This is a genomic window from Phenylobacterium aquaticum (assembly GCF_022695515.1).
Taxonomy (GTDB): Bacteria; Pseudomonadota; Alphaproteobacteria; order Caulobacterales; family Caulobacteraceae; genus Phenylobacterium; species Phenylobacterium aquaticum.
Genome location: NZ_JALDPT010000044.1, coordinates 24433 through 35354 on the forward strand (window position 1 = coordinate 24433; position 10922 = coordinate 35354).

A 10922-nucleotide genomic window follows, 5' to 3' on the forward strand; every position below is an offset into this window, starting at 1 on the left:
GGGGAGAGGGAGAAGAGGCGTCAGTGACCCGCCTTGCGCTTCTTCGCCTCGGCGGCGCGCGAGGCCATGTTCAGCCCCTCGACCAGGCCGGAGAAGGCCATGGCCGCATAGATGTAGCCCTTGGGCACATGCACCCCGAAGCCGTCGGCGATCAGGGTCGCGCCGATCATCAAGAGGAAGCCGAGCGCCAGCATCACCACGCTGGGATTGTTGTTGATGAAATTGGCCAGGGGGTCGGACGCCACCATCATCAGGCCGACGGCCACGATCACCGCCACCATCATGATCGGCAGGTGATCGGTCATGCCCACGGCGGTCAGGATGGAGTCGATCGAGAAAACGATGTCGAGCAGCAGGATCTGCACGATCGCCGCGCCGAAGTTCATGGCCACCGGCGCCTTCTTGTCCAGGAGGTCGTCGCTGGCGTGGGTGTCGACCGAATGGTGGATCTCGGTGGTCGCCTTCCAGACCAGGAACAGGCCGCCGGCGATCAGCACCAGGTCGCGCCAGGAGAAGGCCAGCTCGAAGGCCGGGTGGCCGCCCTCGCCGATCGGTCCCTTCCAGGGCAGCTCGAAGACCGGGGTGGTCAGGCCGGCCAGGAAGGCCAGGGTCGAGAGCAGGCCGAGCCGCAGGATGAGCGCCAGGCTGATGCCGATGCGCCGCGCACGGGTGCGGCTTTCCGGCGGCAACTTGTTGGTCAGGATCGAGATGAAGACCAGGTTGTCGACGCCGAGCACCACCTCCATGACGACCAGGGTGATCAGCGCCGCCCAGGCGGCGGGATCGGAGATCAGGGCCATAAGGCTCGGCATGAGGGTCCTCGGGAGGCGAAGTTGGACCTCCTATGTAGCGCAACCGCCCGCCGTCACCAGCCGCTAACCGGACGGTGAGGGTTATGGGCGATGGTGACCTCAGGACGCGGCCCCGGCCGCCTCAGCAGGACGCCCGCGCCGATGACCGACGGCCAGAACATCAAACCCCTGACCTCCCTGCGCTTCTTCGCGGCGCTGTGGGTGGTGCTGTTCCACTATTGGCCGAACCTGGCCGGCGCCTCGGCCCATGCCGAGCCCGCGGCGATCGCCAAGGGCTATCTGGGGGTGGAGCTGTTCTTCATCCTGTCGGGCTTCATCCTGTCCCATGTCTATCGCACCAGCGTCGAGACCGGGCGGTTCCGCTACGGGTCCTTCCTGTGGGCGCGACTGGCCAGGGTCTATCCGCTGCATCTGGCCACCCTGGCGGCCATGGGCCTGATGGCGGCGGCCGCCGGCGTCGCCGGGATCGCCGTGGACCCCAACATCATGTCCTGGTCGAGCCTGCCGGCCAATCTGACCCTGACCAGGCCTGGGGGCTTTCGCCGGTCGCCGGCTGGAACCATCCCTCCTGGTCGATCTCGGCCGAATGGTTCGCCTATCTGAGCTTCCCCGCCTTCGCCTGGGCGGCCCTGAAGCTGAAGGACCGGCCCCTGGTCGCGGTCGGCCTGGCCATGGCCTTGATCGCCGTCCTCTATGCCGGCTTCCAGGCGGTGGCGGGCTTCCCCCTGACACTGGCCACCATCCGCTGGGGCGCGCTGAGAATCGTTCCGTGCTTCGCCTATGGCTGCGCCCTGCACGCCCTGTGGCGCGCGAGGCCGGGGGAGAATCGCAACCAGGCCTTGCTGGGCGCCGCTTTTCAGGCGCCGGCGTGCTCGTCGCCGCGGCGGCCGGGGCCTCGGACACGGTGATTGTGATCGGTCTGGGCGGGTTGATCTTCTTCTTGGCGCGTCTGGCGCAAACCGGCTCGGATCTCTTGAGCGCCCGGCCCTTGGTCTACCTCGGAGAGATCAGCTACTCCGTCTATATGATCTGCATCCCGTGGAAGATTGTATTCCCGAATCTTGTCATCAGGGTCCTGCAGCTTAACAATAAGGAACTGCCCTTGGGCTTGTGGTTAGTTTTCTTGATTTCGGTGGTTCCACTGGCCGCGGTGTCTTATCATCTGATCGAGAAGCCCGCCCGGGAGCGCATGAAGCTCATGGCGGATTCGCTGGCGGCGCGGCGACCTTCGGCCGCAACCGCATAAATCCCCTTTTCATTCGCGCACGGGATGAGTATCCCTAACGCCAGTTCGCGTGGGGGAGTTCCTCTAACATGCTTAAACGGACGAGGACCCTGCTGGGTTCCCTTGCCGCCGTAGCGGTTATGACACTGACGCCCCTGTCGGGAGCCGTCGCCGACACCTATTGGCAGTGCGTGCCTTTCGCGCGGCTGATGTCGGGCATTCAGATCTTTGGCGACGCCTACACCTGGTGGAAGCAGGCCGCGGGTCACTATGACACCGGCTTCTCGCCCAAGGCGGGGGCGGTGCTCTGCTTCAAGCCGACCGGCAAGATGACCCTCGGCCATGTCGCCGTTGTGACCCAGGTCCTCACCGACCGGGTGATCCAGATCACCCACGCCAACTGGTCGCGCATCGGCGGGACCCGCGGGCAGATCGAGAAGGACGTCACCGTCATCGACGTCTCGCCCATGGGCGACTGGTCGACGGTCAAGGTCTGGTACGATCCGGTCCGCGACCTCGGCTCGACCACCTATCCGACCTACGGCTTCATCTATCAGGACGCCAATGCGACGCGGATGGCCAATTCCGGCTTCAACGCGGCGCAGAACGCGGCCATCGCCATGGCCCAGAGCGCGGCCACCCAGGTGGTGTCCACAGTGCGTCCCGGCGCTGGTCCGATGGCCATGTTGAGCCAGGCGGCCGACTCCACCGACCGTATCGCGGCCCTGATCCAGGCCGCCATGTCGCCCCAGTCGAACGACCAGCACTGATCGACGCCTGCGCGTTGACCTGAAGCCCCGCGCCTCGCATGAGAAGGCGCGGAGGATTTCATGCTGCATCTGTTGCGCCAGGGGGCCTCGAGCCTGGAGACGGTGACGATCGCGCCCGGCTGGACGCCGCCGGCCGACACCCTGTGGATCGACCTGGAATGCCCGACCCGCGAGGAAGAACTCGCCGTTGAGCAGGCGCTGAACCTGGATCTCCCCACCCGCGAGGAAATGGCCCAGATCGAGCCCTCCAGCCGGCTCTACCAGGAGAGCGGCGCCACCTTCCTGACGGCGTCGCTGCTGGCCCGCAGCGACGGGGAGCATCCCGCCGCCACCCCGGTCACCTTCGTCCTGGCGGGCGAGGTGCTGGTCACCATCCGCTATGACCGCCTGAAGGCCTTCGAGGCCTTCGCCCAGGCCGCGACCCAGAACGGCAAGCCGACCTGCGGCGGCGAGGCCCTGATGGGGCTCCTGGAGGCGGTGGTCGAGCGCCTGGCCTCGGTGCTGGAGCGCGGCTCGGAGCGGGTCCAGGCCTCGTCCAACGCCATCTTCGACCGCCCGCGCGGCGCGGCCTTCGAGCCGCTGCTCACCGGCCTGTCGCGGACCCAGTCGATCACCGCCATGGCCCAGATCAGCCTGATCAGCCTGGGCCGCCTCGCCAGCTTCGCCATGCTGGCCCACGAGATCGGCGAGGAGCCGGCCCGCAAGGCCCACCTCCATTCGATCCAGCACGACGTCCAGTCCCTGACCGAACACTCCGGCCATCTCGGCACCCACATCTCGTTCCTGCTAGATGCGGCGCTGGGCCTGATCAATATCGAGCAGAACAACATCATGAAGGTGTTCTCGCTCGCGACCGTGATCCTGATGCCGCCCACCCTGGTGGGGGCGATCTACGGCATGAACTTCGCCCACATGCCGGAGCTCAGCTGGAAGCTCGGCTATCCCATGGCGCTCGGCCTGATGGTGCTGACCGGCCTTGGGCCGGCCTGGTGGTTCAAGCGCCGCGGCTGGTTCTGACGCGGCCACTCCCGCAGGCCGCGAATATTCCGCCCTGCGACCAGACGTCGCAATTCTTCCTTAAGCGCGCTCGACGAACCTGTTCGACGACGGACCCTTGCCCATGTCGACTTCAGCCGCCCGCCTCTTCCGAACCCTTGAAACCGACGCCCTGCGGGCGATCGTGGAGGCTCACCGTCGCTATCTGGCGGGGCGCAGCGGCGGCCGGCGGGCCCAGCTCTCCTATGTGGACCTCACCAACCGCCAGCTCGACGGGGTCGATCTGCGCGAGGCGGACCTGTCGGGGGCGCGCCTGAACGAGGCCTCGCTGCGCGGCGCGGACCTGGCCCGCGCCACCTTCTTCGGCGCCGACCTGCGCGACACCGATCTGCGCGAGGCCAATCTGCATCAGGCCGACCTGCGCGGCGTCTGTCTGCGCGGCGCCAACCTGGCCAACGCCAATCTCGAGGCCTGCGACCTGCGCGAGGGGCTGATCGCCCTGCAGGACCGGGTCGACGGCTTCCAGGTCCTGTCCCACGACGCCAAGGCCCATGAGAGCCAGATCGCCGTCGTGGCCGGCGCCCGGATGGTCAATGTCCAGACCATGGGCGGGCCGCGGGCGGCGGACCTGTCCGACACCAATCTGGCGGGCGCGCGACTGGGCGGGGCCCGGCTGATCGCCGCCCTGCTCGACGGCGCGGACCTGACCGGCGCCGCCGTGGACGGCGCGGACTTCTCGAACGCCTCAATGCGCCGGGCGGTCCTGACCAAGGTCGATCTGGGCTTCGTCAATCTCGAGGGCGCCGACACCACCGGGGTGCTGCGCAGCCCGCCGCGGGCGATCTTCATCGACGACCGGCCCCTGCCGGACGTGCTGGCCGAGCACGAGGCCTATTGCGACAGCCAGGGCGCCAAGGGGAAGATCGCCAAGCTCGGCGAGGTGGATTTCCGTGTGGTCGGCCAATTGCGCCGGCGGCGGCTGACCGCCCTGGTGGCCCCCGGCGCGGTGTTCTTCGGCATGGATCTGTCCGGCGCCCAGCTGCAGGGCGCGGACCTCAACGGCGCCGACCTGCGCGGGGTCAATCTCAAGGGGGCGGACCTGCGCGGGGCCAAGCTGATCGGCGCCGATCTCAGCAAGGCCGATCTCCGCGAGGCCAAGCTCGGCCCGCTCGCCATCGGCGAGGGCCGGCTGGTGCGCACCGACCTGTCCCGCGCCAAGCTGCGCCTGGCCGACCTCACGGGGGCCCATGCGCAACGGGCGCGGTTCCTCCAGGCCGACATGTACGGCGTCAAGCTGCGCGGCTGCGACCTGAAGGGCGCCGAACTGGAGGTTTAGAATGCTGCTCCCCCGCTGGGGGAGCTGCCGCGAAGCGGCTGAGGGGGCCGACCCGTAGGGCGGACCTCGGCCGCCGCCGCATCCGCCGCCATCGCGGCGGCCCCCTCCGTCTCGCCGCTCGCGCGCCGAGCCACCTCCCCCACTTCGCGCTCCGCGCTGGGGGAGGAGCTTTAACGTCACATCTCGTGGCGCAGGGGCTGCAGGTCCTGGAACACGGGATCGCGCTTCTCGGCCTTGGCCTTGAAGGCCTCGCCCATGTGCGGGCCGGCGAACATGCCGGTCTGCCAGACCGCGATATAGTCCAGCCCGTCCTTGATGGTGTGGTCGCGGGCGTAGTTGATCATCACCTTGGAGCCGGTGACGGCCAGAGGCGCCTTGGACGCGATCTCGCGGGCGGTGGCGAGCGCATGGGCCACGCACTCCTCGTGGGTCGCCAGCACCTCATTGACCCAGCCGATCTCCTTGGCCTTCAGCGCCGGCATGCGGCGGCCCGTATAGGCCATCTCGCGCACCCAGCCCTCGGGGATGATCTTGCACAGCCGCGGGAAGGTGCCGACGTCGGCGGTCATGCCGATATTGATCTCCTGGATGCAGAAGAAGGCGTCGGCCGAGGCGTAGCGGATGTCGCAGGCGCTGGTCATGTCCACGGCGCCGCCGATGCAGCCGCCCTGGATCGCGGCGATCACCGGCATGCGGGCCTCGTCGAGGCAGCCGAAGCAGTTCTGCAGCCACAGGATATGGTGCCGTTGGGCCTCGGCGTTGAGCCAGCGGTCGGCGGTCTGGTTGGTCGAGGTCGAGCCCCCGCCGCCGAACACCGCCAGATCCATGCCGGCCGAGAAGTGCTTGCCGGTCGAGGAGATGACGATGGCGCGGGCCCGGGCGTTGTCGTCGATGTCCTTCACGATCGCCGGCAGCTCGTTCCAGAACTCGCGGATCATCGAGTTCATGGCCTCGGGGCGCTTGAGCTGGATATGCGCCACCCCGTCCTCGATGCTGACGTTGAAGCAGGTCCAGGTCTTGTCGGCGGCGCTCATGGCGGTCTCTCCCCAATGGTTTGCACCATTCTCCGCCGGTGACGGGGGGAAAGGGAAGGGCCTTAGCGGTAGCGCATCTTCCCCAGCGCCCGGGCGACCTCGCCCATGACATCGTGCGCAGAGAGGCCCGCCTTCCACTTCTCGAAGGCCATCACATTGTCGATGCGGGCGTCGAGGAAGGCCTCGGCCTCGGCCGGACCGGAATGCAGGCGGAGCGCCAGCGCCCCGGCCAGGATCCCCGACAGGATGGCGCGCTTGGAATAGTGGTTCTCGTCGGTGGCGGTGTCGCCGGCCCAGCGCCACAGGGCGTCGGCCGAGTCCCACAGGAGCGACAGGGCCAGCGGCAGGTTGAGCGGCAGGGACAGATAGCCGCTCCAGCGCCGGGTGGCGGCGTCGTCGGCGCAGGCGGCGTCGATGCGGGCCAGGACCGCGCGGCGGATGCGATCGCGGATCTTCAAGGTTCCCGGATCGGGCAGGGCGGCGAGGGCGCGGGCGTCATGGCGGCGCGACAACAGGGCGGCCAGGTCGCGGGGACCGTGCGGCAGCAGGAGCTCGGTCTCGGGGCCGGAGAAGCCCGCCGCCTTGCCCGCCGCCCGCACCATGGGCCAGGTCCAGCCGCGGGCGGGCGCCAGCTTCAGGGCCCCGTCCAGCACCCGCTGCTCGGCCTGGCCGGCCCAGTCTGTTCCGGAAGCGGACGGCGCGGGACGGTCGGGGGCGAGGGTGTCGGTCATGAGGCCCATATTAGAACGGCTTGAGGCGTCTGTCCGCCGTGGACATGGGCTTAAGCATCTGCTATCTCGCCGCGCTCAAACCCGGCAGGGGCTCCTCCGGGTTATTCAGATCTATGCAGACTTTTGTCCGTTCGCCGCCGCCCCGCAAAGGTAGGCCGAGCGGGAACGGGTGACAGGAGAGAGACCTCTGGTTCAGATTTTCGTCCGCGACAACAACGTCGATCAGGCCCTCAAGGCGCTGAAGAAGAAGATGCAGCGTGAGGGCTCGTTCCGCGAAATGAAGCGGCACGTGCACTACGAAAAGCCGTCGGAAAAGCGCGCCCGTCAAAAGGCCGAAGCTGTCCGTCGCGCCCGCAAGCTGGCCCGCAAGCGCGCCCAGCGCGAAGGCCTGATCGCCGCGCCGAAGAAGCCCGCGCGCTGATCCCCGGCTGCGAAGACCAAGTTCGGAAAGGCCGCGCGGACATCGCGCGGCCTTTTTGCTATGGTCCGCGCCCTGAAAATCATCCCATCCGAGGCGCGATTATACGCCGCGCGGCATGGGCCTTGCTGGTGGACCCTCGCCGACCCACCTATCTGAGTCTTCGGCGGACATTTCCGAGACGGTTTGGACGATCATGAACCTGCGTAATCTTGCTATCTGGGGCGTCGTCGTCGTCGTCCTGATTGGCCTCTACAGCATGATGGCCGGGGGAACGCGCACCGCGAACCTCAGCGAGATCACCTATTCCCAGCTGCTCAACAAGGTTGGCGCGGGCGACGTGAAGGAGGCCGAGATCTCCGGCGCGCGGGTCGTGGTCAAGGACGGCGCGGGCAAGACCTTCGCCGCGGTCACCCCCAACAACCAGGACGATCTGGTCAAGCGCCTGGAAGGCCAGGGCGCGAACATCTCCGTCAAGCAGCCCGGGGGCTTCACCCTGGTGGGCTTCATCGTCCAGTCCCTGCCGATCCTGCTGCTGATCGGGGTCTGGATCTTCTTCATGCGCCAGATGCAGGGCGGCGCCCGCGGCGCCATGGGCTTCGGCAAGTCCAAGGCCCGCATGCTGACCGAGAACAAGAACCGGGTGACCTTCGACGACGTGGCCGGCGTCGACGAGGCCAAGGAAGAGCTGACCGAGATCGTCGACTTCCTGAAGGACCCGCAGAAATTCCAGCGCCTGGGCGGCAAGATCCCCAAGGGCGCCCTGATGGTCGGCCCCCCCGGGACCGGCAAGACCCTGCTGGGCCGCGCCGTGGCCGGCGAGGCCGGCGTGCCGTTCTTCTACATCTCGGGCTCCGACTTCGTGGAGATGTTCGTCGGCGTCGGCGCCAGCCGCGTGCGCGACATGTTCGAGCAGGCCAAGAAGAACAGCCCCTGCATCATCTTCATCGACGAGATCGACGCCGTCGGCCGCCATCGCGGCGCGGGCCTGGGCGGCGGCAATGACGAACGCGAGCAGACCCTGAACCAGCTGCTGGTCGAGATGGACGGCTTCGATCCCAATGAGGCGATCATCGTCATCGCCTCGACCAACCGTCCCGACGTGCTCGACCCCGCCCTGCTGCGTCCGGGCCGGTTCGACCGCCAGGTCGTGGTGCCGAACCCCGACGTGGGCGGCCGCGAACGCATCCTGCGCGTCCACATGAAGAACGTGCCGCTCGCCGCCGACGTCGACGTGCGCACCATCGCCCGCGGCACCCCCGGCTTCTCCGGCGCGGACCTGGCCAACCTGGTCAATGAGGCGGCGCTCACCGCCGCCCGCAAGAACCGCCGCATGGTCCTGCACCGCGACTTCGAAGAGGCCAAGGACCGGGTCATGATGGGCGCCGAGCGCAAGTCCATGGCCATGAGCGAGGACGAGAAGCGCCTGACCGCCTATCACGAGGGCGGCCACGCCCTGGTGGCCCTGAACGTCCCCGCCACCGACCCGGTGCACAAGGCGACCATCATTCCCCGCGGCCGCGCGCTCGGCATGGTCATGCAGCTGCCCGAGCGGGATCAGCTCAGCATGTCCTACGAGCAGATGACCTCGCGCCTGACCATCCTGATGGGCGGCCGCATGGCCGAAGAGATCATCTTCGGCAAGGAGAAGATCACCTCCGGCGCCTCGTCCGACATCGACCAGGCCACCAAGCTGGCCCGCGCCATGGTCACCAAGTGGGGCTTCTCGGACAAGCTGGGCGTGGTGTCCTACGGCGAGAACCAGGACGAGGTGTTCCTCGGCCATTCGGTCTCGCGCACCCAGAGCATCTCGGAAGAGACCGCCAAGCTGATCGACGCCGAGGTCAAGGCCCTGGTGCAGGGCGGCTTCGACGAGGCCCGTCGCATCCTGACCACCAAGATCGACGACCTGCACACGCTGGCCAAGGCGCTGCTGGAATATGAGACCCTGACCGGCGACGAGATCATCAACGTCATCAAGGGCGTGGCCCCCAACCGCGACGACAGCGAGGCCAAGCGGCCCGCCGGACCCGCCGTGGCGGTGCCGATCACCCCGCGGGCGGATCCCGAGCCGGCCTAGACCAGTTCCTTCTGCAGGACGAGGATCGCGCGTTCGAGCACCTGTCGATACCAGCTGGTGAGGTCCGTGCGGGCCAGCTTCTCCTTGGCGGCGGCGATGGCGTCGTCGCCGTGACGGCGGCGCAGAACCTGCGCCTCGTCCAGCGACTCGCGCTTGAGACGTTCGTGCCGTCGGAGCAGGCGGAGAGGGTTCATCACCATGACTTGGCTCCTATGGACCGTCGCCTAGCACCGCAATGTGACCGCCGGAAGTCGATCGGCGCCCAGCACGGTCACCGGCGTCATCCTTGCCTCGCGGCTAAGCTTTACCCGATATGGGGCGCCCAGGCATAGTGCGTTCCCGCGTGCCGGAAGAGGTCCAGATGCCAGACGCCGCCCCTGTCCGGGTGATGGGAATTCTCAACGCCACGCCGGACAGTTTTTCGGACGGAGGACGGTTTCTCGATCCGGCCGCAGCCCTGGTTCAGGCCCGCCGCATGGCGGCCGAGGGCGCCCAGATCCTGGATATCGGCGGGGAATCCACCCGTCCCGGCGCGCCGGCGGTGGACGCCGGGACCGAGATCGAGCGCGTCGTTCCGCTGATCGCCGCCCTGCGGGCCGAGCGCCCGATCACGCTCAGCGTCGACACCATGAAGCCTGAGGTCGCCCGCGCCGCCGTGGCCGCCGGCGCCGACATCTGGAATGACGTGTCCGCCCTGACCTGGGCGCCGGACTCCGCCGAGGTCGCGGCCGAACTCGGCTGCCAGGTGGTGCTCATGCACATGCTGGGCGACCCGCGCACCATGCAGACCGCGCCGCGCTATGAGGATGTGGTGGGGGAGGTGGAGGCCTATCTCCTGGCCCGGGCCGAGGCCGCCATGGCCGCCGGGGTGGCGCGCGATCGGATCTGGCTGGATCCCGGCATCGGCTTCGGCAAGACGCTCGCCCACAATCTGGCGCTGCTGGCGCGCCTGGATCGCTTCGTGGCCCTGGGCTTTCCCATGCTGCTGGGGGTGAGCCGCAAGAGCTTCATCAAGGCGATAGACCCAAGGGCGGAATCCCCCGGCGATCGCCTGGGCGGGTCTCTGGCCTGCGCCCTGGCCGGCGCGCGGGCGGGGGTCGCCGCCGTGCGGGTCCATGACGTCGTCGAGACGGTCCAGGCCCTGGCGGTCGCGCGCGCGCTCCAGGCGGCGGGCTGAGGTCTACGCCCCGCCCCCCGGCGCATGCCGCCGGCGGACGGGGCGCGGGGCCTATTTGTGCGGCTTCGACGCCTTGATCATGGTTTTCAGCTCGGCCTGAGAGGCGTTGATGGTCGCCCCGTCGCTGGCGACGGCCAGGCTGGCGGTGTCGACGGCGAAGGTCTCCGCGCCCATCTTGATGGTGGCGGTCTGCTTGCCGCCGGCCTCGGGCTTGAGCTGGGTGATCTCGCCGACCACCGCGCCGGTGTTGTCCTTGACCGGCAGGCCGACGGCCAGGGCTGCGGCGGTGGCGCTGGTGTCCGCCGCGGTCCCGGTCGCCGGAGCGGCCGCGGCCGCGGGCGGG

Annotated in this window: 14 protein-coding genes; 9 read left to right on the forward strand and 5 right to left on the reverse strand. The window is 68.4% G+C overall.

The window, feature by feature from the left end:
* Window positions 1-20 precede the first annotated feature (20 nt).
* Window positions 21-812, reverse strand: a complete 792-nt coding sequence (locus tag MQH10_RS23040) for a TerC family protein (RefSeq protein WP_242566328.1) — start codon at window positions 810-812, stop codon at window positions 21-23.
* 141 nt (window positions 813-953) lie between these two features.
* Here MQH10_RS23040 and MQH10_RS26945 point away from each other — a divergent pair, with 141 nt between their 5' ends.
* The 6 genes from MQH10_RS26945 (at window position 954) to MQH10_RS23060 (ending at window position 5139) form a co-directional block, all read left to right on the forward strand.
* On the forward strand, window positions 954-1415 hold the full coding sequence (locus MQH10_RS26945) for an acyltransferase family protein (RefSeq protein ID WP_336605209.1): 462 nt from the start codon (window positions 954-956) through the stop codon (window positions 1413-1415).
* The gene (locus MQH10_RS26950) at window positions 1388-1720 is read left to right on the forward strand and encodes a hypothetical protein (protein WP_336605211.1); all 333 of its coding nucleotides are present in this window, start codon (window positions 1388-1390) and stop codon (window positions 1718-1720) included. Before MQH10_RS26945 ends, MQH10_RS26950 begins: the two co-directional genes overlap by 28 nt.
* A complete protein-coding gene (locus MQH10_RS26955; protein WP_336605210.1) occupies window positions 1681-2058 on the forward strand; it encodes an acyltransferase family protein in 378 nt (125 codons plus the stop codon). Before MQH10_RS26950 ends, MQH10_RS26955 begins: the two co-directional genes overlap by 40 nt.
* Window positions 2059-2126: 68 nt before the next feature.
* A complete protein-coding gene (locus MQH10_RS23050) occupies window positions 2127-2807 on the forward strand; it encodes a CHAP domain-containing protein (protein WP_242566329.1) in 681 nt (226 codons plus the stop codon).
* A 60-nt stretch (window positions 2808-2867) separates the two neighbouring features.
* Complete coding sequence (locus tag MQH10_RS23055; protein ID WP_242566330.1) at window positions 2868-3824, forward strand: magnesium transporter CorA family protein; 957 nt, start codon at window positions 2868-2870, stop codon at window positions 3822-3824.
* 103 nt (window positions 3825-3927) lie between these two features.
* Window positions 3928-5139 (forward strand): pentapeptide repeat-containing protein, encoded by a 1212-nt coding sequence (locus MQH10_RS23060; protein ID WP_242566331.1) that lies wholly within the window; start codon window positions 3928-3930, stop codon window positions 5137-5139.
* Between the two features lie 176 nt (window positions 5140-5315).
* Here the strand turns inward: MQH10_RS23060 and MQH10_RS23065 are convergent, their stop codons facing one another.
* Together MQH10_RS23065 and MQH10_RS23070 are read right to left on the reverse strand one after the other, a co-directional pair.
* Window positions 5316-6173, reverse strand: a complete 858-nt coding sequence (locus tag MQH10_RS23065) for a crotonase/enoyl-CoA hydratase family protein (protein WP_242566332.1) — start codon at window positions 6171-6173, stop codon at window positions 5316-5318.
* A gap of 62 nt (window positions 6174-6235) precedes the next feature.
* Window positions 6236-6904, reverse strand: a complete 669-nt coding sequence (locus MQH10_RS23070) for a COQ9 family protein (protein ID WP_242566333.1) — start codon at window positions 6902-6904, stop codon at window positions 6236-6238.
* 187 nt (window positions 6905-7091) lie between these two features.
* Here MQH10_RS23070 and rpsU point away from each other — a divergent pair, with 187 nt between their 5' ends.
* A complete protein-coding gene (gene rpsU / locus MQH10_RS23075; protein ID WP_091735317.1) occupies window positions 7092-7325 on the forward strand; it encodes a 30S ribosomal protein S21 in 234 nt (77 codons plus the stop codon).
* A gap of 193 nt (window positions 7326-7518) precedes the next feature.
* Window positions 7519-9402: an ATP-dependent zinc metalloprotease FtsH gene (ftsH, locus tag MQH10_RS23080; RefSeq protein ID WP_242566334.1), complete on the forward strand. Its 1884-nt coding sequence runs from the start codon at window positions 7519-7521 to the stop codon at window positions 9400-9402.
* Here the strand turns inward: ftsH and MQH10_RS23085 are convergent.
* The gene (locus tag MQH10_RS23085) at window positions 9399-9602 is read right to left on the reverse strand and encodes a hypothetical protein (protein WP_242566335.1); all 204 of its coding nucleotides are present in this window, start codon (window positions 9600-9602) and stop codon (window positions 9399-9401) included. The genes ftsH and MQH10_RS23085 overlap by 4 nt on opposite strands.
* Window positions 9603-9763: 161 nt before the next feature.
* Between MQH10_RS23085 and folP the strand changes: the two genes are divergently transcribed.
* Window positions 9764-10579 carry a dihydropteroate synthase gene (folP, locus tag MQH10_RS23090; protein ID WP_242566336.1) on the forward strand — a complete coding sequence of 272 codons (816 nt, stop codon included), beginning with the start codon at window positions 9764-9766 and terminating at the stop codon, window positions 10577-10579.
* Between the two features lie 51 nt (window positions 10580-10630).
* On the opposite strand, the gene MQH10_RS23095 is transcribed toward folP, so the two are convergent.
* On the reverse strand, window positions 10631-10922 hold a 292-nt coding region (locus tag MQH10_RS23095), incomplete at its 5' end, for a hypothetical protein (RefSeq protein WP_242566337.1).